The organism is Pseudomonas sp. R38(2017), assembly GCF_002112395.1.
Lineage (GTDB): Bacteria > Pseudomonadota > Gammaproteobacteria > Pseudomonadales > Pseudomonadaceae > Aquipseudomonas.
Genome location: NZ_NEHN01000002.1, coordinates 510725 through 536570, shown reverse-complemented (window position 1 = coordinate 536570; position 25846 = coordinate 510725). Strand labels below are relative to the sequence as shown.

29 protein-coding genes and 1 pseudogene are annotated in these 25846 nt (G+C 58.8%); 14 read left to right on the top strand and 16 right to left on the bottom strand.

Going from position 1 to position 25846, the window contains the following annotated elements:
• Positions 1–3: 3 nt before the first annotated feature.
• The 5 genes and pseudogenes from CAF87_RS29230 to CAF87_RS06065 form a co-directional block, all read right to left on the bottom strand.
• Complete coding sequence (locus CAF87_RS29230; RefSeq protein ID WP_256575977.1) at positions 4–456, bottom strand: alpha-ketoglutarate-dependent dioxygenase AlkB; 453 nt, start codon at positions 454–456, stop codon at positions 4–6.
• Positions 390–665, bottom strand: a pseudogene (locus CAF87_RS29675) (alpha-ketoglutarate-dependent dioxygenase AlkB); the annotation flags it as partial. The pseudogene CAF87_RS29675 and the gene CAF87_RS29230, both read right to left, overlap by 67 nt.
• 4 nt (positions 666–669) lie before the next feature.
• Entirely contained in the window at positions 670–1383 is a 714-nt protein-coding gene (locus tag CAF87_RS06070; protein ID WP_085730799.1) for a 2OG-Fe(II) oxygenase, read from the bottom strand.
• A 92-nt stretch (positions 1384–1475) separates the two neighbouring features.
• Entirely contained in the window at positions 1476–1652 is a 177-nt protein-coding gene (locus CAF87_RS29225) for a hypothetical protein (RefSeq protein ID WP_170929563.1), read from the bottom strand.
• A gap of 28 nt (positions 1653–1680) precedes the next feature.
• Complete coding sequence (locus tag CAF87_RS06065) at positions 1681–1983, bottom strand: DUF1883 domain-containing protein (protein ID WP_007958929.1); 303 nt, start codon at positions 1981–1983, stop codon at positions 1681–1683.
• 211 nt (positions 1984–2194) lie between these two features.
• On the opposite strand from CAF87_RS06065, the gene CAF87_RS06060 reads away from it, so the two are divergent.
• Positions 2195–2551 carry a hypothetical protein gene (locus CAF87_RS06060; RefSeq protein WP_085730800.1) on the top strand — a complete coding sequence of 119 codons (357 nt, stop codon included), beginning with the start codon at positions 2195–2197 and terminating at the stop codon, positions 2549–2551.
• Between the two features lie 72 nt (positions 2552–2623).
• A complete protein-coding gene (locus CAF87_RS06055; RefSeq protein WP_085730801.1) occupies positions 2624–2854 on the top strand; it encodes a hypothetical protein in 231 nt (76 codons plus the stop codon).
• Between the two features lie 3 nt (positions 2855–2857).
• Here CAF87_RS06055 and CAF87_RS06050 read toward each other — a convergent pair whose 3' ends face one another.
• Complete coding sequence (locus CAF87_RS06050; protein WP_085730802.1) at positions 2858–3154, bottom strand: hypothetical protein; 297 nt, start codon at positions 3152–3154, stop codon at positions 2858–2860.
• 137 nt (positions 3155–3291) lie between these two features.
• The gene (locus CAF87_RS06045) at positions 3292–3480 is read right to left on the bottom strand and encodes a hypothetical protein (protein ID WP_085730803.1); all 189 of its coding nucleotides are present in this window, start codon (positions 3478–3480) and stop codon (positions 3292–3294) included.
• 247 nt (positions 3481–3727) lie between these two features.
• Here CAF87_RS06045 and galU point away from each other — a divergent pair, with 247 nt between their 5' ends.
• Positions 3728–4567: a UTP--glucose-1-phosphate uridylyltransferase GalU gene (gene galU, locus CAF87_RS06040; protein WP_085710029.1), complete on the top strand. Its 840-nt coding sequence runs from the start codon at positions 3728–3730 to the stop codon at positions 4565–4567.
• 129 nt (positions 4568–4696) lie between these two features.
• Positions 4697–6055 (top strand): glutathione-disulfide reductase, encoded by a 1359-nt coding sequence (gene gorA / locus CAF87_RS06035; protein WP_085730804.1) that lies wholly within the window; start codon positions 4697–4699, stop codon positions 6053–6055.
• Here gorA and CAF87_RS06030 read toward each other — a convergent pair.
• The gene (locus tag CAF87_RS06030) at positions 6052–7056 is read right to left on the bottom strand and encodes a DNA-binding protein (protein WP_085730805.1); all 1005 of its coding nucleotides are present in this window, start codon (positions 7054–7056) and stop codon (positions 6052–6054) included. The two genes, gorA and CAF87_RS06030, sit on opposite strands and share 4 nt — an antisense overlap.
• Before the next feature lie 177 nt (positions 7057–7233).
• Here CAF87_RS06030 and CAF87_RS06025 point away from each other — a divergent pair, with 177 nt between their 5' ends.
• The 3 genes from CAF87_RS06025 (at position 7234) to ahpF (ending at position 10563) form a co-directional block, all read left to right on the top strand.
• Positions 7234–8172, top strand: coding sequence for a site-specific integrase (locus CAF87_RS06025; RefSeq protein ID WP_139831701.1), 939 nt, complete (start codon positions 7234–7236; stop codon positions 8170–8172).
• A 136-nt stretch (positions 8173–8308) separates the two neighbouring features.
• Positions 8309–8872: an alkyl hydroperoxide reductase subunit C gene (gene ahpC, locus CAF87_RS06020; protein WP_003224621.1), complete on the top strand. Its 564-nt coding sequence runs from the start codon at positions 8309–8311 to the stop codon at positions 8870–8872.
• A gap of 128 nt (positions 8873–9000) precedes the next feature.
• Positions 9001–10563 (top strand): alkyl hydroperoxide reductase subunit F, encoded by a 1563-nt coding sequence (gene ahpF, locus CAF87_RS06015; protein WP_085730807.1) that lies wholly within the window; start codon positions 9001–9003, stop codon positions 10561–10563.
• Positions 10564–10644: 81 nt separating this feature from the next.
• Here the strand turns inward: ahpF and gloA are convergent, their stop codons facing one another.
• On the bottom strand, positions 10645–11166 hold the full coding sequence (gloA, locus tag CAF87_RS06010; RefSeq protein ID WP_085730808.1) for a lactoylglutathione lyase: 522 nt from the start codon (positions 11164–11166) through the stop codon (positions 10645–10647).
• 142 nt (positions 11167–11308) lie between these two features.
• Between gloA and CAF87_RS06005 the strand changes: the two genes are divergently transcribed.
• Positions 11309–11827: a DUF4946 domain-containing protein gene (locus tag CAF87_RS06005; RefSeq protein ID WP_085730809.1), complete on the top strand. Its 519-nt coding sequence runs from the start codon at positions 11309–11311 to the stop codon at positions 11825–11827.
• 206 nt (positions 11828–12033) lie between these two features.
• Here CAF87_RS06005 and CAF87_RS06000 read toward each other — a convergent pair whose 3' ends face one another.
• The 3 genes from CAF87_RS06000 to CAF87_RS05990 all read right to left on the bottom strand — a co-directional run bounded on the left by CAF87_RS06000 (position 12034) and on the right by CAF87_RS05990 (position 15158).
• Entirely contained in the window at positions 12034–12399 is a 366-nt protein-coding gene (locus CAF87_RS06000) for a histone-like nucleoid-structuring protein, MvaT/MvaU family (RefSeq protein WP_085696023.1), read from the bottom strand.
• Positions 12400–12634: 235 nt separating this feature from the next.
• Positions 12635–14170 (bottom strand): EAL domain-containing protein, encoded by a 1536-nt coding sequence (locus CAF87_RS05995; RefSeq protein WP_085730810.1) that lies wholly within the window; start codon positions 14168–14170, stop codon positions 12635–12637.
• A 115-nt stretch (positions 14171–14285) separates the two neighbouring features.
• Entirely contained in the window at positions 14286–15158 is an 873-nt protein-coding gene (locus CAF87_RS05990) for a LysR family transcriptional regulator (protein WP_085730811.1), read from the bottom strand.
• A 77-nt stretch (positions 15159–15235) separates the two neighbouring features.
• On the opposite strand from CAF87_RS05990, the gene CAF87_RS05985 reads away from it, so the two are divergent.
• Together CAF87_RS05985 and hppD are read left to right on the top strand one after the other, a co-directional pair.
• Positions 15236–16183: a DMT family transporter gene (locus CAF87_RS05985; protein ID WP_085731258.1), complete on the top strand. Its 948-nt coding sequence runs from the start codon at positions 15236–15238 to the stop codon at positions 16181–16183.
• A 246-nt stretch (positions 16184–16429) separates the two neighbouring features.
• Complete coding sequence (gene hppD / locus CAF87_RS05980) at positions 16430–17506, top strand: 4-hydroxyphenylpyruvate dioxygenase (RefSeq protein ID WP_085730812.1); 1077 nt, start codon at positions 16430–16432, stop codon at positions 17504–17506.
• Between the two features lie 61 nt (positions 17507–17567).
• Here the strand turns inward: hppD and rarD are convergent, their stop codons facing one another.
• The 3 genes from rarD to CAF87_RS05965 all read right to left on the bottom strand — a co-directional run bounded on the left by rarD (position 17568) and on the right by CAF87_RS05965 (position 20571).
• A complete protein-coding gene (rarD, locus tag CAF87_RS05975; protein ID WP_085730813.1) occupies positions 17568–18449 on the bottom strand; it encodes an EamA family transporter RarD in 882 nt (293 codons plus the stop codon).
• Positions 18450–18588: 139 nt separating this feature from the next.
• Complete coding sequence (locus tag CAF87_RS05970) at positions 18589–19602, bottom strand: aldo/keto reductase (RefSeq protein WP_085730814.1); 1014 nt, start codon at positions 19600–19602, stop codon at positions 18589–18591.
• A 69-nt stretch (positions 19603–19671) separates the two neighbouring features.
• The gene (locus CAF87_RS05965; protein ID WP_085730815.1) at positions 19672–20571 is read right to left on the bottom strand and encodes a LysR family transcriptional regulator; all 900 of its coding nucleotides are present in this window, start codon (positions 20569–20571) and stop codon (positions 19672–19674) included.
• A 99-nt stretch (positions 20572–20670) separates the two neighbouring features.
• On the opposite strand from CAF87_RS05965, the gene CAF87_RS05960 reads away from it, so the two are divergent.
• Together CAF87_RS05960 and CAF87_RS05955 are read left to right on the top strand one after the other, a co-directional pair.
• Complete coding sequence (locus CAF87_RS05960; protein ID WP_085730816.1) at positions 20671–21375, top strand: SDR family oxidoreductase; 705 nt, start codon at positions 20671–20673, stop codon at positions 21373–21375.
• The gene (locus CAF87_RS05955; protein ID WP_085730817.1) at positions 21372–21746 is read left to right on the top strand and encodes a hypothetical protein; all 375 of its coding nucleotides are present in this window, start codon (positions 21372–21374) and stop codon (positions 21744–21746) included. The genes CAF87_RS05960 and CAF87_RS05955 overlap by 4 nt, the downstream gene beginning before the upstream one ends.
• A 74-nt stretch (positions 21747–21820) precedes the next feature.
• Here the strand turns inward: CAF87_RS05955 and CAF87_RS05950 are convergent, their stop codons facing one another.
• Positions 21821–23131, bottom strand: a complete 1311-nt coding sequence (locus CAF87_RS05950) for an MFS transporter (protein ID WP_085730818.1) — start codon at positions 23129–23131, stop codon at positions 21821–21823.
• A 170-nt stretch (positions 23132–23301) separates the two neighbouring features.
• On the opposite strand from CAF87_RS05950, the gene CAF87_RS05945 reads away from it, so the two are divergent.
• Together CAF87_RS05945 and CAF87_RS05940 are read left to right on the top strand one after the other, a co-directional pair.
• On the top strand, positions 23302–24426 hold the full coding sequence (locus CAF87_RS05945; protein WP_085730819.1) for a sugar diacid recognition domain-containing protein: 1125 nt from the start codon (positions 23302–23304) through the stop codon (positions 24424–24426).
• Positions 24427–24517: 91 nt separating this feature from the next.
• Positions 24518–25657, top strand: a complete 1140-nt coding sequence (locus CAF87_RS05940; protein WP_085730820.1) for a glycerate kinase — start codon at positions 24518–24520, stop codon at positions 25655–25657.
• Positions 25658–25846 lie beyond the last annotated feature (189 nt).

The window sequence follows — 25846 nt, the reverse complement described above, 5'->3', positions numbered from 1 at the left end:
CGGTCATCCGGCGGTGCGAAACGTCAGATTGAAACGCTGTTCGCCCAGTTGGGGATGCCGGCCGTATTTGATCGGCAGGACGCCGTGGTAGCGCAGCCGATCAACGCCGCCCCAGATCACCATGTCGCCGTGCAGCAGCGAAATGCGCTGACTCTTGTCGTTGCGGGCGAAACCTCCGAACAGGAACATGGCGGGCAATCCCAATGACAGGGACACGATAGGTGCGGTGTAGGAATGTTCGTCCTTGTCTTGATGCAAAGACATTTTCGCGCCGGGGACATAACGGTTGATCAGGCAGGAGTCCGGTACGAAGTCGAAAAAGCCGACTTCCTTCGCTGCCGCTTGTGCCAAATCGCGAAACACTTCGGGCATTTCCGGCCAGGGCAGATGGCTGAGCGGGTCTCGGCCGAATAACGGTAACCGCTGCGGTCGGTGATCCAGCCAAGTGCTCCGCAACTGCTGGTGGCCACTGACATGCTGAACCCGCCGGGCGTCATCATGTGTCGTAACGGGGCACGTTCGATGATCGATTTCAGAGCCGGCAGCAATTGCTCGATTCGGGGCAGGGCAAAGCCGCGCAGCACCCAGGATTGTTCGCCGATCTGTTCAGCGCGTCGGGGCTGCTCGGATTCGGTGTCGGCGAACAGATCGAAGTTGGTGCGCATGATGTCAGGTAGCGTCGTGAAAAATGATGCCCAGAGTATGCCGTTTTCCGCTGTGCAGGCGGCTGACGCCGTGGCGCATGGTGACCCGATAGTCGCCGCGTACGCCTTTTACCGGACGTTGGTTGACGGCAAAGATCAGCGCGTCGCCTTTCTTCAGGTCCATCACCAGTGGGCGAGACTGCATTCTCGGGCGTTGTTCGGTCAGGACGAACTCACCGCCGCTGAAGTCCTCGCCAGGTTCTGACAGAAGAATCGCTACCTGCAGCGGGAAGACGTATTCGCCGTACAGGTCCTGATGCAGACAGTTGTAATCCTGTGGGCCGTATTGCAGCAAGAGCGGGGTAGGCCGCAGTTGACCGGCGGCATGACAGCGCGCAAGAAACTCGCTGTGCAGGGCTGGAAAACGTTGTGGCAAGCCCATTCGTTCATGCCAGCGGTTGGCCAGGTGAACAAGGCGTGGATAAAGCGCGCTGCGCAGGCGTTCAACCAATGGAGGAAGCGGGTAGCGCAGATACTTGTATTCGCCGCGACCGAAACCGTGGCGGGCCATGATCACCTGTGAGCGGAACGGTTCGCTTTGCGGGTACAGCGCACTCAGACGATCACAGGTTTGTGGTCGCAACAGCGAACGGATGATGGCGCAACCATCCTGATCCAGCTGTTGTTCCAGTGCGACCCAGTCGAGCGTGTCGAGGGGGGAGTCGGGTGACATCGGCATACTGATTCCTTGGCTTGCGTCGAGGTGATCAGTCTAGGCAGCCCGCCAGGCCGGAACACTCCGGCGCTTGCGGTCGAATGGTCACCCGCGTCTTACAACGCCTTGCTGACGCTGATGTCGCTGATCACGTCTTCGCTCTGGCCGTGCAGGGCATCCAGCACAGCCTTGGCCTCTTCCGGCGTGCCGTTTTCCAGCTGGGCGAATTCGAAGCGGCGTTCGCCGTTCAGTTTGTACTTGATGACGTATTTGGTCGTTTGGGCCACGGTCATGCTTACCTGATTGCGTTGAGGGAGCCGATCAGCTGAGTTTCGAGCTGGAGCGGCGAATGATCTTGATCGAGTGCGTCAGGGTCGGCTTGCGGGTCACGCTGATTGCACGACGGTTGACGGTGTCGATGGTGATGTTCCAGAACCCGGTGCTCGGCGCGGTAATGCGGGCCGGGAAGGTGTCGAATGCGCCGCCGTGATAGGTGTGACGGCCGCCGTTCTTGAAGCTGCGGAAGTTGGCGTCGTTCATCAGACGGATGTTGCAGGTTTGTGAGCACTGGATGACGACAATGTCGTCTTCGTTGAGGTGCTCGCGCTGGTGAATAAATTTCATGGGCGCCTCCAGAAGGGCTTTTTCTACAAAATCAAAACGATAGCAGGATCGATTGGCGCAGTTTATCAGCCCGGACAGGTTATTATCCGGCCGTCGGGCGCTGCTTTGACAATTAAAAACAGTTATTCGCGATTTCATGTGCGTTAAATGCAATGAGCCTCGGAGAAAAACGGCATTCATGCTGTCCGAGGGTCTTTATAGGAGATTCTGTATGAAGTGGGGTGTGGTCTTTGTGCCGTTGGCATTGGCGATGGGTGGTTGTGCAAGCGTTTCGGAAATCAATGAAACGTTGCCGACCATGAACGTCATTTCCGGCAAGAAACCCCACGAGTACGCACAGTGTCTGGCCGACAAACTGGCCCAAAGCCGCGGGGCCCTGCAAATGGAACCGCACAAGGACGGGGTTCGGGTGATCGTGCCTGGGAAGTTGTCGTCCGGCCCAGCGGCAGTGTTTGACATTGAGGACCGCTCCGGCGGCAGCAGCATCAAATTGCACGAGCGCATGTCCAACGTGCCGATACGTCCAAGGGATGTGCGCAATGCCGCCACGGTGTGCATTTCCGGCTGATAAACTATCAGTCATCGGTATAGATGCCGTCCAGGTCACGCTTGGGCGGCATTGTCATTTCTGGAGATGTGCATGAAGCGAGAACAGGTGCGCGAGCGCCATAAAGAGGGGCTGATCGCGGCCACCCATGTGATTCAGAACCCGGCGAATTCGGGGGAATGGATCGTGTTTTTCAAGAAGAGCGCCGGGCGCAGTTACTTTCTGGTGGATGAAAACGACGAAGTTGAATCGTTTGCCCGCCTAGATGACCTGATCGAGGTCGTTCGTGGGCTGGGGATCAAGTTCGCCGAAATTCACATGTAAAGCTTACTTGCAGACCACCACGACACTACGGTTCTTGTAGTTGCCGACATCGATACCCAGCGTTTTTTCGCTTTCCTTGGGCGCTGGTGTGCCATCAGTTCCGACGATGCGATAGCCGGTGCCAGCGCAGGAGGCGTCTGCCTTCTCGTAGCAGGTGGCCCAGGAATTGGCCTCGCCAGAGCAGTCGATGCTCAACCCTTGTTCGCCGTTGTCCAGGTAAGTGGGCTGAGAGGTGGCGCAACCGCCCAGGGCCAGTAGCGCAATCAGTGGCAGCATGCTGTGCAATATATGGGTGTTCATGGCGATGTCGTCTTCAGAAGGAGAGGGCTAGACGCTCTGACAGCGCCGGCATGAAAAGGTTATAGCGATTAGCCATATCTTCACGTGTTTGAAAAAGGCCCTGCGCAATGGCAGGGCCCTGGATACGTTGCGGTTGATCAGTCCTGATCCTTGCCGCGACGCTTCGGTGCAGGAGGCGTGTAATCAAGCACCGCGGCTACCTCAATCGCCATCGCTTCAGTGGGCAATGGACCGGACACATCTTCGCCGTTGGTAGCGGTGATATGCCACTGGCCATCTTTCGCCTTGGCGACGGTGTACCCGTTGATGATTTTTGCTGCGGACATCTAGCGGCCTCGTTGGCTGGTTCAAAGGCGTCATGATAACGGGAAACCGGCGAACGGGCGCGGGTCGATGCGGTGTTTCTTAATCATTGGGCTAAGCTGAATGCGCAGCTTCTGCGTACGGATTGAACTATCCGCCAGAATATTTCTCTATGTTGACATCGGTTAGCCAGTGCGGGGCATTGTAAGGTGCACGCCGCCTGATTAGACTGCGCCGAAACTCGTACACACAGCCCTTTCAAGGACTTATATGATCAAGAAATGCTTGTTCCCAGCAGCCGGTTACGGTACTCGCTTCCTTCCAGCGACTAAAGCCATGCCCAAAGAAATGCTGCCGGTGGTAAACAAGCCACTGATCCAGTACGGCGTCGAAGAAGCTCTGGATGCTGGTCTGACTGAGATCTCCATCGTGACCGGCCGTGGCAAGCGTGCCCTGGAAGACCACTTCGACATCAGCTATGAGCTGGAAAACCAGATCAAGGGCACCGACAAAGAGAAATACCTGGTCGGTATCCGCAAGCTGTTGGACGAGTGCTCGTTCTCCTACACCCGTCAGACTGAAATGAAAGGCCTGGGTCATGCGATCCTGACCGGTCGTCCGCTGATCGGCGATGAACCGTTTGCCGTGGTGCTGGCGGACGACCTGTGCGTCAACCTCGAAGGCGACGGCGTACTGACCCAGATGGTCAAGCTGTACAAGCAGTTCCGCTGCTCGATCATTGCCATTCAGGAAGTCGATCCGGCAGAAACCAGCAAGTATGGCGTCATTGCTGGCGAGATGATCCGCGACGACATCTACCGCGTACACAGCATGGTCGAGAAGCCAAAGCCGGAAGACGCGCCGTCCAACCTGGCGATCATCGGCCGTTACATCCTGACTCCGGATATCTTCGACCTGATTGAACAGACCGAGCCAGGCAAGGGTGGCGAAATCCAGATTACCGACGCCCTGATGAAGCAGGCCCAGAACGGCTGCGTGATGGCCTACAAGTTCAAGGGCAAGCGTTTCGACTGCGGCGGTGCCGAGGGTTACATCGAGGCAACCAACTTCTGCTTCGAAAACTTCTACAAGACTGGCAAGGCCTACTGATAGCGCCTGACCTGCCTGTACGAAAAAGCCACCTTCGGGTGGCTTTTTCATTTTCCGCCCCTATATCGGCAGGAGTGCTTGCCCAAAGGACGACGGCAGGTATGCTGATCGCCTGCCGAGGAGAAAGAAATGGCCTACGATTTTGACCTTTATGTGATTGGTGCCGGTTCCGGCGGTGTGCGGGCTGCGCGTTTTGCTGCCGGTTTCGGTGCGAAAGTGGCGGTGGCCGAGAGCCGTTATCTGGGTGGCACTTGCGTCAATGTCGGCTGCGTGCCGAAAAAGCTGCTGGTGTACGGCGCGCATTTCGCCGAAGACTTTGAACAGTCGTCCGGTTTCGGCTGGAGCCTGGGTGAAGCGGACTTTGATTGGGCGACCCTGATCGCCAACAAGGATCGCGAGATCAATCGACTGAACGGCATTTATCGCAATCTGCTGGTCAACAGTGGCGTGACCCTGCATGAAGCGCACGCGAAGATCGTTGGTCCCCATGAAGTGGAGGTCAACGGCGAGCGCTACACCGCGAAAAACATTCTGATCGCCACGGGTGGCTGGCCGCAGATTCCGGAAATCCCTGGGCATGAGCATGCCATCAGCTCCAATCAGGCGTTTTTCCTGAAAGAGCTTCCGAAGCGCGTCCTGGTCGTCGGTGGTGGTTACATTGCCGTCGAATTTGCCGGGATCTTCCATGGTCTGGGTGCGGATACCACGTTGCTGTATCGCGGTGATCTGTTCCTGCGCGGCTTCGACGGTTCGGTGCGCAAACATCTGCAGGAAGAGCTGATCAAGCGCGGCATGAATCTGCAGTTCAATGCCGATATCGAGCGGATCGACAAGCAACCAGATGGCAGCCTGAAAGCGACCCTCAAGGATGGTCGCGTGCTGGAAGCAGATTGCGTGTTCTACGCCACTGGCCGGCGCCCGATGTTGGACAATCTCGGCCTGGAGAATACCGAGGTGCAGCTGGATGAGAAGGGCTTCATCAAGGTCGACGAGCAGTACCAGACCACCGAGCCGTCGATTCTGGCGCTGGGCGATGTCATTGGTCGCGTGCAGTTGACGCCGGTGGCGCTGGCTGAAGGCATGGCGGTGGCGCGCCGGCTGTTCAAGCCGGAGCAATACCGCCCAGTGGATTACAAGATGATTCCGACAGCGGTATTCAGTCTGCCGAACATCGGCACCGTCGGTTTGACCGAAGAAGAGGCGCGTGAAGCGGGTCACGATGTGGTGATCTTCGAAAGCCGCTTCCGCCCGATGAAGCTGACCCTGACCGAATGCCAGGAGCGCACGCTGATGAAGCTGGTGGTCGATGGCAAAACCGACAAGGTGCTGGGCTGTCACATGGTCGGGCCGGATGCCGGCGAGATCGTGCAGGGACTGGCAATTGCGCTGAAGGCTGGCGCCACCAAGCGTGACTTCGACGACACCATCGGGGTGCACCCGACGGCGGCCGAAGAGTTTGTCACCATGCGTACGCCGGTCGGCGCTTAATTCTTTTTCGGTTCTGCTGCGTCTGGCGCTGCCGCAACGGTGGTGGCCAGGCGCAGACTGTCTTGCGCCTTGGTCAATTCCTTCTCCAATGACTGATTGAGCTGCGACTGCTCGTCGACGCTCTGCTTGAGTGTCTGGCTGTCCAGCAGTGCCACGCGCAAGCGTTCCTGGAGGAGAGTGCGCTCGTTGTCGACGCGCGTCGCTTGCTCCAGCAGTTGATCCTGACGCTGATTGCTGTGCTTGAGCTGATCCTGCAGCAGGCTCAATTCGCGCAGCGTTCCGCGGTTTTCAGTCAGCAAACGTTCGTTGTCGCGGTGCAATTGAGTGATTTCATCCTGGCGCACCAGCGCGCTTTGTTGCGCCTGACGCAACTCTATCTGCAACTGCTGAACCTGACTTTCGTGACGGCTCTGTTCCTGTTCGCGCTGCTCCTTGACGGCATTGCGGTAGTGCTCAAGCGCATCACGAGCATGCAGGTGCTTTTCTTCCAGCGAGCGGATCTGCTCGTCTTTGTCCTGCAAGCGCAATTCGAAATCTGCCAGCGCCTGATTCAGGCCGGCATTGCGCGTCTGTTCGGTTTGCAGCATCGAGCGGGTGTCGCTCAAGGCTTCGGACTCTTTCGCTAGCGCTGCGCCCTGGATGTCGTGCTTCTTCTCCAGCTGCGCATGCTCATGGCGCAGCTGATTCAATTCCGCTTCCAGCGCCTGGCGTTGTTGCTCGTACTGTTCGCGTGCCTGATCGATCGGCTCCTGTGCCTGTTCTTTCAGGCGTTGTGCCAGGCGTGTGACAAGCGCCAGGAGCTCGTCATCGATGGGTTCTACTGAAGGATCCGCCGGTGCGCTGCCGTCATCCAGCTCTTTCAGATAGCGATGGATTGTGGTTTTCGATCCGGTATTCCCCAGCTCGATGCGTACCGCGTCGATGCTTGGGTGTTCGCCACGGGCGAGAATCGCTGAGCGCGCGATCTGGACTACTGCTTTGTTAACGCCGCCACGGGCCATATGTGCTCCTACGATTATGTACTGTGGTACATGCCACTAAGGTACGCAGTGTACCATGCTGAAAATAAAGTTAAATGTTTCAAGATAAACGGACGGGATATACTGGTATTACCCAATGTGAAGCGCCAGAATCCGCTTTTCAATCTTCAAATCAGTACATCTGCGAGAAATCAGCCCATGAGCGATATCGATCGCTACCTGCAAGCCGCCACCCGTGACAACACCCGCCGCAGCTATCGCGCGGCCGTCGAGCATTTCGAAACGGTATGGGGTGGGTTCCTGCCCGCGACGGCTGACAGTGTCGCGCGGTATCTGGTGGCGCATGCGGGGGTGCTTTCGGTCAATACACTGAAGTTGCGCTTGTCGGCGCTCGCGCAGTGGCATAACAGTCAGGGATTCGCCGATCCGACCAAGACTCCGGTGGTGCGCAAAGTATTCAAGGGCATCCGTGCGCTGCATCCTGCGCAGGAAAAACAGGCCGAGCCATTACAGCTGCAGGACCTTGAACAGACCGTGGCCTGGCTTGAACAGGAAATGAAAGAGGCCCGAGAAAAACAGGACCGGCCATTGTTACTCAGGGCCTGCCGTGATCGAGCGCTGATTCTTCTGGGGTTCTGGCGTGGCTTTCGCAGTGATGAGTTGTGCCGGGTGCAGATCGAACACGTCCAGGCACTCGCTGGCAGTGGCATCACCCTGTACCTGCCGCGAAGTAAAGGCGACCGGGAAAACCTCGGTCAGACCTATCAGGCTCCGGCGTTGTTGAAGCTCTGTCCGGTGCAGGCCTACATCGACTGGATCACCGAAGCGGCGCTTGTACGCGGCCCGGTGTTTCGTGCCGTCGACCGTTGGGGCAATCTGAGCGAGGAGGGCTTGCACGCCAACAGTGTGATTCCGTTGCTGCGCCAGGCCCTCGAGCGAGCCGGGATCTCCGCCGAGCGCTACACCAGTCACTCATTGCGGCGCGGCTTTGCCACTTGGGCGCATCAAAGCGGTTGGGATCTCAAGTCGCTGATGAGTTACGTGGGCTGGAAGGATATGAAGTCCGCCATGCGCTATGTTGAAGCGAGCCCCTTTCACGGGATGGCCCGGATTACGGATAACCCGCTGTCGCCGTAGATATCGTTTTCTTCTATTAATACAGTCAGCTAATAGCGAAAACAAATCAGCAGCATCAGGTTTGCCAATGAGCCATCCGTCGAGTGAGTGGGTAGGATTCACCCATCGAATTCACAACCCTGACGGAGAGTCATCAATGCCTATCATCAACAGCCAAGTAAAACCGTTCAAAGCTACCGCGTTCAAAAACGGCGACTTCGTACAAGTCTCGGACGCTGACCTGAAAGGCAAATGGTCCGTAGTGTTCTTCTACCCAGCCGACTTCACCTTCGTTTGCCCAACCGAGCTGGAAGACCTGGCCGACAACTACGCTGCCTTCCAGAAGCTGGGCGTAGAAATCTACAGCGTTTCGACCGACACCCACTTTGCCCACGCTGCCTGGCACAACACTTCGCCAGCCATCGGCAAAATCGAATACACCATGATCGGCGACCCGACCCACGTCATCTCCCGCAACTTCGACGTGCTGATCGAAGAAGCTGGCCTGGCTGACCGTGGCACCTTCGTGATCAACCCTGAAGGTCAGATCAAAATCGTTGAACTGAACGATGGCGGCGTTGGCCGTGACGCTTCCGAGCTGCTGCGCAAGATCAAGGCTGCTCAGTACGTTGCTGCTCACCCAGGCGAAGTTTGCCCAGCCAAGTGGAAAGAAGGCGAGGCCACTCTGGCTCCGTCCCTGGACCTGGTCGGCAAGATCTAAGTCTGTGACACGCAATGCAGGGCGGAACTCCGCACCTACCTAAGTAAGCTGCACCGCCCAATAGAAAAGCCCGGGCGAGATTCGCTCGGGCTTTTTTTCGCCTCAAATAAAGTCAGGAGATCGCCCGTATGTTGGACGCCAATCTTAAAGCCCAGTTGAAATCGTACCTGGAACGGGTCACCCAGCCGATCGAGATCGTTGCTTCACTCGACGACGGTGCGAAATCCCGTGAAATGCTCGACCTGTTGAAAGACGTTGCCAGTCTTTCGCACCAGATTACCTTGATCGACAGCGGCGACGATGCACGCAAACCGTCGTTCTCGATCAACCGCCCAGGTGCCGACATCAGCCTGCGTTTCGCCGGCATCCCGATGGGCCATGAATTCACTTCGCTGGTGCTGGCCCTGCTGCAAGTCGGCGGCCACCCATCGAAGGCCAGTGTTGAAGTGATCGAACAGATCCGCTCGCTCAAAGGCGAGTTCAACTTCGAGACTTATTTCTCGCTGTCCTGCCAGAACTGCCCTGACGTAGTCCAGGCGCTGAACCTGATGGCCGTACTTAACCCGAACATCCGCCACGTCGCCATCGACGGCGCGCTGTTCCAGGACGAAGTCAACGATCGCAAGATCATGGCCGTGCCGAGCATTTACCTGAACGGCGAAAACTTCGGCCAGGGCCGCATGGGCCTGGAAGAGATTCTCGCCAAACTCGACACCGGTGCCATCGAGCGTCAGGCCGAGAAAATCAGCGCCAAAGAGTCTTTCGATGTACTGGTGGTCGGCGGTGGCCCGGCCGGCGCTTCGGCAGCCATCTATGCGGCACGTAAAGGCATTCGTACCGGTGTTGCGGCCGAACGCTTCGGCGGCCAGGTGCTGGACACCATGGCCATCGAGAACTTCATTTCCGTGCAGGAAACCGAGGGTCCGAAACTGGCTACCGCGCTGGAAGAACACGTCAAGCAGTACGACGTCGACATCATGAACCTGCAGCGCGCCGACAAGCTGATCCCGGGCAAGAATGGCGAGCTGCATGAAGTCCGCTTCGCCAGTGGCGCGACCCTTAAGGCCAAGAGCGTGATTCTGGCGACCGGCGCGCGGTGGCGTGAAATGAACGTGCCGGGCGAGCAGGAATACCGCAACAAAGGAGTGGCGTACTGCCCGCACTGCGACGGCCCGCTGTTCAAGGGCAAGCGTGTCGCGGTCATCGGCGGCGGTAACTCCGGCGTCGAAGCGGCCATCGACCTGGCCGGTATCGTGTCCCACGTAACGCTGCTGGAATTTGATGTACAGCTGCGTGCCGACGCCGTATTGCAACGCAAGCTGCACAGCCTGCCGAACGTCACCGTGATCACCAGTGCGTTGACCACTGAAGTCACCGGCGACGGGCAGAAGGTCAACGGCCTGCGTTACAAGGATCGCAACACTGACGAGCTGCGCACGGTCGAGCTGGAAGGGATCTTCGTGCAGATCGGTCTGTTGCCTAACACCGATTGGCTCAAAGGCACCATCGAGCTGTCGCCGCGCGGCGAGATCATTGTCGACAACCGGGGGGAAACCTCGATCCCGGGCATCTTTGCTGCCGGTGACGTGACGACCGTGCCGTACAAGCAGATCGTGATTGCGGTGGGCGAGGGCGCCAAGGCCTCCCTCAGCGCTTTCGATCACCTGATCCGCACTTCGGCTCCGGCATAAATCCCGGGCCTGAAAAAGAAAAACCCCATCAGTGATGATGGGGTTTTTTCTTTGCGGGGTGCTTTCTACCCAGACTCAGCTTTACAGCGGCGCTGGCTGGATGATTTCGACCCAATAACCATCCGGATCCTTGATGAACGCCAGGCTCTTCATGCGGCCATCGGTCAGGCGCTTCTGGAAATCGCAGCCCAGCTCTTCAAAGCGTGCGCAAGCGGCAACGATATCCGGTACCGAAATGCAGATGTGGCCGAAACCGCGCGGGTCGGTGTTGCCGTTGTGATAGGCGAAGTCTGCGTCGTTTTCGGTGCCGTGGTTGTGGGTCAGTTCCAGGATGCCGGGAATCGACTTCATCCACTCGGTGCGGGCAGCGGCGTCGGTCGGGATCTGCGATTTGTCGACCAGGGCGAGGAAGTACAGGCTGAATTCGGCTTCCGGGAAGTCACGCTTTTCCACCAGCGAGAAACCCAGTACGCGGGTGTAGAAGTCCAGCGATTTGGTGATGTCCTTGACGCGCAGCATGGTGTGGTTAAACACGAAGTTGCGGGTTGCGCTGTCCGGGGTGGCGGTCACGCCAGGGAAGGTGTTCAGTTCTTGCAGGCTCATGAGCCCTCCGTAACAAATTGGGGCGAGTGAATGGGCGCAATGATACGCATGCCTGGCAGCATCGCCAAACCGAAAGCGCGGGCTTGCCCTCCAGGCGGGCGAGCCTCAGACTTTACAGCTCAATCCGCGAGTGCCTCTGGTAATGATCCGACCGTTCAAATCGCTGTTCGTTTTCCTGGGTTTTTCCCTGCTGGCGCTACCGGCCTTTGCCGAGGCGCCGAGCATCACCTGGCCGGCCGGGTGGGAAGTCGAGGCGTTACCCGAAACATCCCCGGACGTCTCCCGTCAGCGCGGGGTGAAGACTGACGCCGATGGCAATCAGGTGATGGTGATGGAGTTGACGATGACCCGTGTGGAAAGCGGTCATCAGGTCAACTTGCAGGGCGTGTTGCTGGAGATGCGCAAGTCGGTGCAGAAAGACTTTTTCCAGAGCGGTTATCAGAGTGTCTGCAACAAGGTTCACGCGAGTACGCTGGGCTCGCTTGCGGCACTTGAGACCACTTGTACCGTGACTGAAAACGGCCGTCACGTGCTGTCGCAAACATTGGTTGCAGCGGTCGAGGCGAATAAGGCTTACGTACTTTCGTATGCCGGGCAGGCGGAGGTTTATAAGGCCAGCGGCAATGACATAGTGGCTGCGCGAAACAGCTTGAAATTCTAACTGCCTGTTCGTGGTCAGCGTGATGTTAGATACCAGAACTGATTAAGCATAAAGTTATTGCTGGACAATGAGGCAACATTCAGAAGCATAGTTTCAGCGCGAAAGGGGTTTGAGACTAAACTTTCCTGCCAGAAAAGTCGTTGTATTTGTTAAGTATTGTCCAAAAAAAAGCCCTGCATATGCAGGGCTTTCATGTTTGCGAGGGATTAACTGCGCAACCAGGAGTCAACGGTGGCTGCACCGTACTGTTCCTTCCAGGCCTTCAGCCCGCGGTGGTTGCCTCCCTTGGTCTCGATCAGCTCGCCGGTGTGCGGGTTCTGATAGACCTTGACCACGCGAGCGCGGCGGGTTTTAGGTGCGGCGGTCGATTGCAGACCGGATTTCGCCGGGTTCGGATCGAGAATGGCGATGATGTCTTTCAGGCCTTTGCCGTAGGTTTTCATCAGCCCCTGGAGCTTTTCTTCGAATTCGATTTCTTTCTTGAGCCCGGCATCGTTCTTCAGCGATTCCAGCTGCTTGAGCTGTTCCTGAAGGGCCTTTTCAGCTGCACGAAATTCAGCGAGTCTGGACAATATCTTTACTCCAATAGTGTGTTTGGCTGATACCAACCGCAAACAAAGCTATAAGCCAAGAGCCTTGAAGCGACTCGGTGATAGTGGCTCACCTGCCAATCTAGCAACAGGTAAGAAAAATTGTAGTAGTTAATGCGTCAAGAGTAAATCCTGATGTTTTCTTTATGTAAAAACAGCGATGTCTTGTATCAATTTGGTGCGAACGGTCTGAGCCCGTCGGTTTTATCGCGTTTAGTTAATGGTGAGTTAATGCATCGATGAAGTCTGCGGCCGGCATCGGTTTGCCAAACAGATAGCCTTGCAGAAAGTTGACGTGATGCGCGGCCAGATAATCGGCCTGGACCTGTGTTTCCACGCCTTCGGCCACAATGCCCAGATCCAGTTTGGCGCAGAGTTCGATGATGCTGTCCAGAATGTGTCGGGACAGGGCGTCCTTATCAATCATGGCGACGAATGTCTGGTCGATCTTCAAAAAGTCGACATTGAATGTTCTCAAATAGCCCAGGCTCGAATGACCGGTGCCGAAGTCGTCGATGGCGATCTTCACATCCATGGCGCGCAATTGTGCAAATAACTGATGGGTGATGTCGGTGGGCTCGATCAGCTCGCGTTCGGTCAGCTCCAGGACCAGGCTGATGCTGCCGGGGGCAAAAGCCGCCAGAAACTCGCGGCAATCTTCCAGCAACTCGAGATCGTGGCAGTGACTGGCCGTAATGTTGATGCCGATATGAAAAGGGGCTTCGAATGAAGCAGACAGCGGCCCGAGCACCACAGCGGTCTGCTGCATCAATGAACGGGTCATCGGCACGATCAGCCCGGAGTGTTCTGCGAACGGTATGAACATATCCGGACGCACCAGGCCTTCCTTGGGATGATTCCAGCGCATCAGCACTTCGCAGCCCGACCAGCGCTCGCTGTCGCCGTAGACCACCGGTTGAAAGTAGGGAATGAACTCTCCGGCTTCCAGCGCGCGCAGCATTTCGTGACTGGGGGATGTCGCGCGGTTCTGCACGATATAGCCAATCGCCCCGGACACCGCCCCAAAGAAAATCAGCAGACTGAACAGTGGCGGGTATTCGTCGCTCATGTAGTTCCAGGTTTCATCTTCAGGGAAACCGGCTCTCACGGTGTAGGCATAGTGTGGAGAGTTCAACGTGCTCTGGGCCACCGGTAACTCAGGGAGGGGGCCTTGATGCACTTTGCCGTCGGCCGAAAGCCAGTTATTACCCACTTGCATCAATAACAATGTCTGCCGGCCGATCAGGCGCAGGATATTGCTCAGGTGATAGCCGTCCAGCGTCGTCAGGGCGCCGCCCCGGCCATCGCTCAGTCGATACACCAGCAGCGCCGTATCAGGCGTAACCGGGTTGCCGTTCATGAGCCATAACTTGCCTTGGGTGTAGTCCCCCGGATTGACGGTTTCCTTGAAGTCGCCGAACAACGAACTGCAATAGAGGTTGTTGTCCCACACCAGATTGGTCGAACGTACGAACGGGCGGCGGGTGACCTGTTCGCGCAGGGCCAGTTTGACATCCTCGCAGGTCTGGCCCGCCAACGGCAGCAATTCCCGGGCGGATTGGGCGGTGTTGTCGAGCATCAGGTCCAACTGGCGCAAGGCCTCCTCGGCGGTTTGCCGGGAGCTCTGCTCCAGCGTGCGCTCGGCCTGCATATGCAGAATGACAGTGCCGATGATGATCGGCAGCAAACCGCACAGCAGCGTCACGATGATTCGGGTGCTGCGTTGGCGGCGGGGCCTGACGGTCAGAGGCATGGGCGCATCCTGTTGCGGTGGTGTGTGGCTCTCGACGGCAGGCGGGGCAAGGATGCACCTTCTGGAAAGCGTTGAGTCTGTGCCCATGATAGATGGCCGTTGGCGCTTGCGCCGCTCAGCGGTAATCCAGTGCAGTCGCCAGTTTGATGAAAGCCAGAGTGGCGGGTGATGACTGACGCTGGTCCAGCACGGCCAGGCCGATGTGCCTCGCCACGGGGGGCGACAGTGGCCTTTTCACGTATTGCGGATCTGGCTCGTTGGGTAGCGAACCTTCGGCAACGATGGTGATGGCGTCGCCCCGGCTCACGGTATCGAGGGTACTCAGCAGTTGCGAGCAGCGGTATCGGATATTCGGGCTTAGCCTTGCCGCGTTGAACAGTCGCGATACAAGCTCCGAAGAGCCTGCTTCGGTGAGTACGAACGGGTCGCTGCAAAGGTCTTTCAGGCTCAGTTGCGCCCGCGTGGCCAGAGGATGGTCGAGCCGGAGCAGGGCGACCATCTGGTCCTCCATCAGGGCAAACGTATCGAAGCGTTCTTCGGGCAATACCACGAAACCTATATCGATCCGTCGCTCGTCAAGCCACTGGAGTACCTGGCGGTCCGGACCCTCGTCGATGTGAACCTCGATGCCCGGGTGCGCTTGCCGAAAATGCCGGAGAATCCGCGGCAACAACCTGATCGATGAGGTCGGGCCGAACGAGCCGATACGCAAGGTGCCGCTTTTCAGCCCGCGTGCATCGGCGGCTTCCTGGCGCAATGTGTTGGCCAGCCCGAGCATCGCCCGTGCGCGCAGTAGCAATTGCTCGCCAATATCGCTGAGTTCGACTTGCGATTGATGCCGGCGAAACAATTCGACACCCAGTTCCTGCTCCAGTGACTTCAAAGCATGGGACACCGCCGACTGGGAAATCCCCAGACGATGGGCCGCGAGGGTGAAGCCGCGTAGCTCGGCCACCAGAGAGAAAATTTCGAGCTGGGTCAAAGTCATGAGTAAAAGCTCATTTTACGATGATCGACAATTATTCGAATGATACGGCATCCGTCAGTTTCGTCGTCGAGAGCGTTATGAATAGTCATGAATCAATCCATCCGGTGGCCTCGGACATGCCCGTCTATCTGAACCTCGCCATGGTCAGCATGATCTGGGGCGGGACCTGGGTGGCCGGGCGATTTCTCGCCGGCAGCCTGAGTCCGATCCTCGCTGCCAGCCTTCGGTTCTTGCTGGCCAGCGTCGCGTTGCTCTGTTTTCTATGGCTGGCGCGGATTCCCTTCGCACGCCCGAATCCCGGGCAATGGCTGCAACTGGCATTGCTGGGGTTCTTCGGGATTTTCTTCTACAACCTTTGCTTCTTTTACGGCCTGCAATACATCAATGCGTCGCGGGCCTCGCTGATCGTTGCGTTGAATCCGGCGGTGATCGGCCTGGCATCCTGGCTGCTGCTCAAGGAGCGTCTGAGTCGACTGAAAAACATCGGGATCCTGATCTGCATCGGCGGCGCCGGTGTGGTGATCGTGAGTCGTAATCCGCAACTGCTGGCTGCGACACCAGACGCCTGGATCGGCGATCTGCTGATTCTCGGCTGCGTGTTGAGCTGGGGTATTTACTCGCTGTTTTCCCGCAGCCTCAATCAGAGCATCGGCCCGTTGCAGACGGTGGCCTTTTCGATTCTGCTCGGCACGCTGATGCTCTGGGCGCTGGCTGCCGTTCGCGGCGAAGTGAGCGGGGCGGCGGTGGCCAATCTCGGGATGACGCAATGGCTGAGTCTGATCTATCTCGGGGGCTTGGGTTCGGCGCTGGCGTACATCGGTTACTACGACGGCATCCGCAAAATCGGTGCGACCCGCTCCGGCGTGTTCATTGCGCTTAACCCGCTGACCGCCGTGCTGGCTGGCGCCATCCTGCTGGGCGAGCAACTGACAATACCCATGAGTCTGGGCGGTGCGCTGATTCTGGCGGGCATCTGGCTATGCAACAAACCTCTTGCACCGGCCCGAAAAAAGCGGATTTTATAGAGAGGGCAGACAACCCTGATTACGCTGTGTAGAATCCGGTTACGCATACAATAATAATCGTCTTCTGGCAGCAGAAGCCTCGCCCGCAAGAGCCTTGGGTCGACAATGAAGATATTCGGGTTTCAACTGATCTACGGTGACTTCCTCGCCCGCAGTGTGCGTGGCATCTCCTGTGCGCCACCCACCGGCCTCAGCATTACTGACAAATAACTCTGGTTAATTGATAAGAATGATGAGGCGCCAACCATGGCAGATTTATACGAAAACCCAATGGGCCTGATGGGCTTCGAGTTCATCGAGTTCGCATCGCCGACACCTGGCACCCTGGAGCCGATCTTCGAGATCATGGGCTTCACCAAGGTCGCGACCCACCGTTCCAAGAACGTGCACCTGTACCGCCAGGGCGCGATCAACCTGATCCTCAACAACGAACCCCACAGCGTTGCTTCATACTTCGCCGCCGAGCACGGCCCGTCCGTTTGCGGCATGGCGTTCCGGGTCAAGGACTCGCAGAAGGCCTACAAACGTGCGCTGGAACTCGGTGCCCAGCCAATCCACATCGAAACGGGCCCGATGGAGCTGAACCTCCCGGCGATCAAAGGCATTGGCGGCGCGCCGCTGTACCTGATCGACCGTTTCGGCGAAGGCAGCTCGATTTATGACATCGACTTCGTGTTCCTGGAAGGCGTTGACCGCAACCCGGTCGGTGCCGGCCTGAAGATCATCGACCACCTGACCCACAACGTGTATCGCGGCCGCATGGCCTACTGGGCGAACTTCTACGAGAAACTGTTCAACTTCCGCGAGATCCGTTACTTCGACATCAAGGGCGAATACACCGGTTTGACCTCGAAAGCGATGACCGCGCCGGATGGCATGATCCGCATCCCGCTCAACGAAGAATCGTCGAAGGGCGCCGGGCAGATCGAAGAATTCCTGATGCAGTTCAACGGCGAAGGCATCCAGCACGTGGCGTTCCTCACTGACGACCTGGTCAAGACCTGGGATCAGTTGAAGAAGATCGGCATGCGCTTCATGACTGCGCCGCCGGACACCTACTACGAAATGCTCGAAGGCCGCCTGCCGAACCATGGCGAGCCGGTCGATCAACTGCAATCGCGCGGCATCCTGCTTGATGGCGCGTCGGACAAAGACGACAAGCGTCTGCTGTTGCAGATCTTCTCGGAAACCCTGATGGGCCCGGTGTTCTTCGAATTCATCCAGCGTAAAGGCGATGATGGTTTCGGCGAAGGCAACTTCAAGGCATTGTTCGAATCGATCGAGCGTGACCAGGTGCGTCGTGGTGTACTCGCTACCGAGTAATCCGCATCAGATGTAAAAAAGCCCGGCCTGCAATTGCAGGCCGGGCTTTTTATTGCGCGTCTTACGGGCGCCGCTGGCGCATCAGATGCTTGAACCCTTCAAACACCAGCACTACCACCGCGAGCCAGATCGGGATGTAGGTCAGCCACTCTCCGGGTTTGATACTCTCGCCGAGCAGCAGCGCCACACCGAGCAGCAACACCGGCTCCACGTAACTCAACAAGCCGAACAGGCTGAACGGCAGCAAGCGGCTGGCGATGATGTACACCACCAGCGCCGACGCGCTGATCAGACCGAGCAGCGGAATCAGCCACGCCAGCGCCGGGTACTGATCGAAGACGCCGAAACCCTGTTCACCACCGCGCACAAACCAGTACGCCGCCGGCAGCATCAGGGTCATGTCGACCCACAAGCCGCCGAGGTTGTCGGTCTTGAGGTATTTGCGCAGCACGAAATACAACGGGTAACCGACGACCACCACCAGCGTCGCCCAGGAAAACCCGCCGACCTGATGCAGCTCGTTCAACACGCCGAGGCTGGCAAAGAACACCGCGATTTTTTGCAGGTACGACAGGCTTTCGCCATAAGCGATGCGTCCCGTCAGCACCATCGCCAGCGGCAACAGAAAGTAGCCCAGCGACACATCGAGGCTGTAGCCATTGAGCGGCGCCCACATGAACAGCCACAACTGCACGCCCAGCAACGCAGACGACAGGATCAGGCCACCGATCAGCTTCGGCAGCGCAGGGATTCGGCGCAGCAGCTCCAGCACCCGCCGCCATTCGCCGGACAACAACATGAACAGGGTCATGCAGGGCACGGTCAGCAGCATCCGCCAACCGTAGATTTCCACGCCGCTCAACGGGGTGAGCAACGAGGTGTAGTAATACATGACGGCAAACAGCGTCGAAGCTGTTACCGAGAGAGCGATACCTTTAGACAAACTGTCCTCGCGGGGGTGATGGTCAAACGGGGCGCGCAGGATACGTGTTTTTTGTGCTGAATATTGGCCGAGTGATCAATATTTCCAACATTCGACACAGGTCCCCTGAGAACAGAGACCTGTGTCGAAGCGTAGGTGCTTAAGCCAGCCGCGGTTTCCGGCCCGACACAAAATGGCTCACATCATTAAACCCCGGCGTAGACGCATGCCCCGGCGTCACCAGCGAATCGATAAACGCCTCATCCTCCGCTGTAATCTTCACCGCCTGCGCCTTGGTGTAGGCATCCCACTGTTCTTCAGTACGCGGCCCGACAATCGCCGACGTCACCGCGCCGTTGTTCAGCACCCAGGCAATCGCAAACTCGACAATCCCGACTCCGCGCTCTTTTGTGTATTGCTGAATCTGCTGGGCAATGCGCAGCGACTCTACTCGCCATTCCGTCTCCAGAATCCGCTTGTCCTGACGCCCGGCACGGCTGTTGGCGTCCGGGGTTACGTCCGGCGCGTATTTGCCGCTGAGCACACCACGGGCCAGCGGGCTGTAAGGCACCACGCCGAGGCCGTAAGTCTGGGCGGCGGTGATCTGTTCGGTTTCGGCCTGACGGTTGACGATGTTGTACAGCGGTTGGCTGATCACCGGGCGATCAACGCCGAGTTTGTCCGCCACGCGAATCACCTCGGCGATCCGCCAGCCACGATAGTTCGACAGGCCCCAATAACGGATCTTGCCCTGGCGAATCAGATCGCCAATCGCCGAGATCGTGACTTCCAACGGGGTGTTGTGGTCTTCGCGGTGCAGGTAATAGATGTCGAGGTAGTCGGTGCCGAGCCGGGTCAGGCTGGCCTCCAGACCATTGAAAATGTGCTTGCGGCTCAGACCGCTGCGATTCGGCACGCCGTCCACCGGGCCGAAGCCGACCTTGGTCGCCAGCACCCATTCATGCCGATGACGGGCGATGGCCTCGCCGACGATCTCTTCCGAGCGGCCGTTGGTGTAGACGTCCGCCGTGTCGATGAAATTGACGCCCTGATCCCAGGCCTTGTCGATGATACGCAGCGAGTCCTCCGCGCTGGTCTGCTCGCCGAACATCATCGTGCCGAGGGTGAGGGTGGACACCTGCAACCCCGAATGACCCAGTGTGCGATAGCTCATGCCGAAATCCTTTTGTCGGTGGGAAAGCCTCCATCAAATACCAGAAGCATCCGGCGCGGCAAAGTGAATTTATCGGCGCAATGCCTCGCAACGTTCGCGCAAAAATGCCTGCAACACCTTGACCCGTTCCGACACCTGCACCCGGTGCGGGCACAGCAGATTGAACGGCACGCTCTCACCTTGCCAGTCATCGAACAGCATCAGCAGCCGTCCGGCACGTACGTCCTCGGCCACGTCGAGCCAGGCCTTGTAAGCGATGCCATGCCCGGCGAGTGCCCAGCGGCGAGCGACTTCGCCGTCGTCGCTGAGGTAGTCGCCGCGTACTTCGACCTCGACCGTTTCGTCTTCGCGATGGAAGCGCCAGGTGTTGTAAGGCCGACCGTTGCGCAGGTAGAGCAGGGCGCTGTGTTCGCTCAATTCGGCGGGGTTTTGCGGTGTGCCGTGACGCTCCAGATACGCAGGGCTGGCGCAGGCCATACGCCGATGCTCAGGCAGAATCGGCAACGCCACCAGCGTCGAATCACTCGGCACACCAAAGCGCAGCGCGACGTCCACTGTCTCGCGAAACAGATCTGCATGCCGGTCGTTCAGCAACAATTGCAGCTGAATGTGCGGGTGCTCGCGTTTGAAATCGTCCAGCCACGGCAGCAACACATTGCGCCCGAAGTCCGACGGCGCCGCCAGTTGCAGCACGCCGCTCAGGCCTTCGGTCTGCTGCTTCAGCGCTTGTTCACCCTCGGCCAGAGTGGCCAGCGCCAGACGCACACTTTCCAGATAGCGCCGGCCTTCTTCGGTCAGGCGCATGCTGCGGGTCGAGCGGGCGAACAGGCGGATGCCGAGGCGGGTTTCCAGGCGTTTCAATGCGATGCTGGCGGCGGCCGGCGTCAGCTCCAGCGCCCTGGCGGCGGCGGAAATGCTGCCGGAGTCGGCGGTGCGGACGAAGATTTCCAGATCGAGGATCGAGCTCATTGGTAAAAATCCTTTAAAGATCCTTCCGATTTACCGGGATTTTTCTTCGATTGGCAACCGGAGAAGATGCAATCTCCTTAAGCCTACCGGAGAACTCTCATGAAACCACTCGACAACCAGACTGTTGTGGTCATCGGCGGCAGCAGCGGCATTGGCGCCGCTGTCGCGTCGAACGCTGCTGAACGTGGCGCCCGTGTTTATTCGGTCGGCCGCCGTGTCGCAACCTCCGAAACCCATGACGGTGTCCGTCATGAAACTGCCGATGTCACTGATGACGCCTCGCTGCGTCAACTGTTCGAAAGCATCGGCGCCTTTGATCATCTGGTGATTACCGCAGGGCCGAGCGTCAGCGCCAAGCCGCTGGCCGACAGCGATCTGCTCCAGGCTCAACAGGCGTTCGACGTGAAATTCTGGGGCACCTTGCGCGCCATTCAAGCGGCGCTGCCGTACCTGAGCGAGCGGGGTAGCATCACCCTGACGTCGGGGTTGCTTTCGCGCAAATTCGTCGCCGGGCAATTCATCAAAACCACCCTGAACGCGGCACTTGAATCCCTTGCCAAACAACTGGCCAAGGAGCTGGCGCCGCGTCGGGTCAACGTGATCAGCCCCGGCGTGACCGACACCGAAGCTTACGCCGGCATGGACGAAAGCCATCGCAGCGCGATGTTCGCCCGCACCTCGGCCGCTCTTCCGGTGGGCCGGGTCGGAACGCCGCAGGATCTGGCCGCCGCATTTATGCTGGTCATGGAAAACGGCTTCATCAGCGGCAGCATCATCGACGTCGACGGAGGTGGATTGTTATGACCTGGCACTTCGATCACCTGGCGTTCAATGCGCCGGACGGGCAACCGATTCAGGACGCTTTCAATTCCTTATTGGGACTGACGCCGGGGCGACGGCCGCCGTTTCCGTTTCCTGGGCGGTGGTTGTATCAGGACGGGGAGGCGCTGGTGCATGTGATTGAGCAGCCCGCGCTGGATGAGGCGGCGTTGAGTCATATTGCGTTTCGCACCGATGAAGATGCGGCGGTGGTTTTGAAACGGGTGCAGAGCAGTGGGTTGCCGTATCAGGTGGCGCAGGTGCCGGAGGACGGGATCTGGCAGATTTTTGTGCAAATGCCGGGGGGATTGGTGCTGGAGCTGGATGCGACAGCGGGGGATTTTGTGAGTGTTTAATCGTGGCGTTTACGATCTTGGGGCGCCAATAAAAAACGGCCCGAAGTGGGCCGTTTTTGTGTGCCTGCCGATAATCAGGCCCGCAACGTCCGCGTCATCCGCAACGCCAACAGACTCCCGCCAACGATCACACCCGATAGCAGATACAGCGCCGCATCAGTCGAGCCGGTGCTGTCCTTGACCCAACCCACCAGATAAGGACTGAGGAATCCAGCCATCTGCCCCATCGAGTTGATCAACGCCAGACCACCTGCCGCCGCACCTGCGCTCAGCATGGCAGTCGGCACCGGCCAGAACATCGGCAGACCGGTCAGCGCGCCCATGGTCGCGATGGTCAGACCAAGGATCGCAATCGGCGGGTTGGCCGCGAAGTTCACCGCGATCAGCAGGCCGATCGCACCCATCAGCATCGGCACCACCAAGTGCCAGCGACGTTCTTTGCGCAAGTCCGCCGAGCGACCGACCACCAGCATGAACACCGCCGCCAGCAGATACGGAATCGCGCTCAACCAGCCGATCACCAGGTTGTCGCTGAAACCGAGGTTCTTGATGATCGACGGCAGCCAGAAGTTGATCGCGTACACGCCGCTCTGAATGCAGAAGTAGATCAGGCCGAAGGCCCAGATCGCCGGGTTCTTGAACACGGCGATCAGCGAATCGGAGGTGGTTTTCGGTTTGTTCGCCAGGTCTTCGGCCTGATCCGCTTCCAGCACCGAACGCTCGTGCGGGGTCAGCCATTTGGCAGCGGCAAAGTTGTCGCTAAGCAGGAAGTAGGCGAGTGCGCCGAGGATTACAGTCGGAATGCCTTGCAGCAGGAACATCCACTGCCAACCGGCCAGACCACCCTGGCCCGCAGCGAAGTGATTGAGGATCCAGCCGGAAAACGGGCTGCCGAGCAGACCAGATACCGGAATCGCCGACATGAACAGCGCCATGATCCGGCCACGGCGGAAGGTCGGGAACCACTGCGAGAGGTAGAGCACAACGCCAGGGAAGAACCCGGCCTCGGTCGCGCCGGTGAACAGGCGCAGGGTGTAGAACTGGGTCGGTGTAGTGACGAACAGCAGGCAGGTCGATAACGTGCCCCAAGTGATCATCATCAGCGCGATCCAGCGCCGTGGGCCGAATTTGGTCAGCGCCAGGTTGCTCGGTACGCCGCACAGCACGTAGCCGATGAAGAAGATACCGGCACCAAGGCCGTACACGGTTTCGCTGAATTTCAGCGCGTCGAGCATCTGCAGTTTGGCGAACCCAACGTTGACCCGGTCGAGGTAGTTGAACAGGTAGCAGATGAAGATGAAGGGGATCAAACGCAGGGTAATGCGCTTGTAGACGGCATTTTTATCGTCAGCGATGGTCTGGGCGGCAGCGGCGCTCTGCGACATGGCGGCTCTCTCTTTATTATGATTTTTTGCGATGCAAAGGGTAACGTTGATCGCCCTGAGAGTCTCGGCCACCTTTGGCCGGATTGTCTTTGTGCCTGAGCACAGGGTTTGCCGGCAGACCCTGTGCGGGTGAACAACCGTCCGCGCCTGTTTTCAAGGATTTTCCCCTTATGTTCGAACTCGATCACGACCTCGCCCAGGACATCGTCGACCGGGCCATGGCCATTTTGCCGTACAACGTCAACGTCATGGACAGCCAGGGCCTGATCCTCGGCAGCGGCGAACCGGAGCGGATCAACACCCGCCACGAAGGCGCGCAACTGGTGCTGGCCAACGGGCGGGTGGTGGAGATCGACGCGCAGACCGCCGTGCATCTGAAAGGCGTGCAGCCGGGGATCAATCTGCCGTTGCTGCTTGATCAGCGTTTGATCGGCGTACTCGGCATCACGGGCGAGCCCGAACAACTGCGCACTTACGCCGAACTGGTGCGCATGACCGCTGAAATGCTGGTGGGGCAGCGCAATCAGCAATCCGAGCAGCAATGGCGGCGGCAGCGTTGCGATGACTTGCTTGCGCTGCTGTTGAGTGAAGCAGGGGATTCGCCGCGTTTGGTGGATGAAGCCCAGCAACTCGGGCTCAAACCGCAACTGACGCGGGTGCCGTATCTGTTTGAGCTGGGACTTGAACACGGGCCGGGGCAAACCGTCGAGGCGCTGAGTGCGTGGCTTATGTCGCGCTATCCGGACAGTTGGTGCGTGAGTTCGGCCAATTCGTCGCTGCTCTGGTGCCGGCCGGCGAGTCAAAACGTCGAGCATGATCGCCTGCTGGAAAAACTCGATGGCCTGGGCTGGAACATCCTGCGCATCGCCGTCGGTGGACAGGCCGATGGACTGGCCGGGTTGCGCCGTTGCTATCGACGGGTCGGCGATTTGCTCGCCTATGGCCGCGAAGTACTACCGCACTCACGATTGCTGACCCTCAATCGCTATCGCTTGCCGGTGATGCTCTGGCGTCATCGCAATGATGATGCGCTGGACGAATTGCTCAAACCATTGCGCAAGGTCATCGCCAAGGACAGCAACGGCCAGTTGCTCGCGACTCTGCGCACTTGGTGCGATCACGACGGGCAGAGCCAGGCCTGCGCCGATGCATTGGGCATTCACCGCAACAGCCTGCGTTACCGGATGGAGCGGATTGCCGAGCTGAGCGGGGTCGATCCGTTGAAGCTCGACGGCATGTTGGCGCTGTATCTCGGGGTGCAATTGCTACCGCAGACCGACGATTTGTCGAAATGAACAATAAACGCCTGCGCCACTTGTGCAGCGGACAGGCGTCAACGGGCAAGGCGACTGGCAGCATGAGGGGCATTGGAACTGGAGAATTCGCATGAAAATCGTCATCGCCCCCGATTCGTTCAAGGACAGCCTGAGTGCCCAAGGCGTTGCAGCAGCCATCGCGCTGGGCCTGGCGCAGATCTGGCCGCAGGCGACGCTGGTCAAATGCCCGATGGCCGACGGTGGCGAAGGGACGGTGGAGTCGATTCTCGATGCCTGCGAAGGCGAACTGCGCCGCACTCGTGTGCGTGGCCCGTTGGGCGCGGCGGTCGAAGCCGCGTGGGGGTGGTTGCCGCACAACCACACCGCAATCATCGAAATGGCCGAGGCCAGCGGCCTGCAACTGGTGCCGCCGGGGCAGCGTGACGCGTGTATCAGCAGCACGTTCGGCACCGGAGAATTGATCCGAGCGGCGCTCGATGCCGGCGCACAGCGCGTGATTCTGGCCATCGGCGGCAGCGCCACCAACGACGGCGGCGCCGGCGCGATGCAGGCGCTGGGCTTGAAACTGCTGGATGCTCAAGGGCAATCACTGGTGCCGGGTGGTCTGGCGCTGGCGCAACTCGCACGACTGGACCTCAGCGAACTCGACCCGCGTCTGGCACAGGTGCGTTTCGACATCGCCGCCGACGTCAACAATCCGCTGTGCGGCCCTCATGGCGCCTCGGCGATTTTCGGCCCGCAGAAAGGCGCATCACCGGCGCAGGTGCAGCAACTGGATCAAGCCCTCGGTCACTTTGCCGAACTCTGCGCGCAAGCGTTGGGCAAGGATGTTCGGGACGAGCCGGGCAGCGGTGCGGCGGGTGGACTGGGCTTTGCGGCCAAGGCATTTCTCGGCGCACGGTTCCAGGCCGGGGTTGAAGTGGTCGCCGAATTGGTCGGGCTGGCCGATGCAGTGAAAGGCGCAGATCTGGTGATCACCGGGGAAGGGCGCTTCGATGCCCAGACCCTGCGCGGCAAAACCCCGTTCGGCGTGGCGCGGATCGCCAAGCAATACGGCGTACCGGTGATCGTCATTGCCGGGACTTTGGGCGAGGGCTATCAGGCTCTTTACGATCACGGTATCGATGCAGCATTCGCTGTCACCAGCGGCCCGATGACCCTCGAACAAGCCTGCGCCGAAGCACCACGCCTGTTGCGTGAACGCGCCACCGATATTGCCCGCGTCTGGCGCATGGCGACTCCGGCCTGACCTGTCACCCATCATCCAAAACGCCGGGTGTTTCAATCGCGAAACACTCGCAATCATTTGAAAAATATTTACTCTTGACCTGAAAAAATCCTCAAGCCTGGCCGATATAAGGATCAGGCGCGCACAAGACTTCAACAAACTGTGGCGCCGGACTGTAGCCCGCCCTCGCGGGCCAGTGATTACGGCATG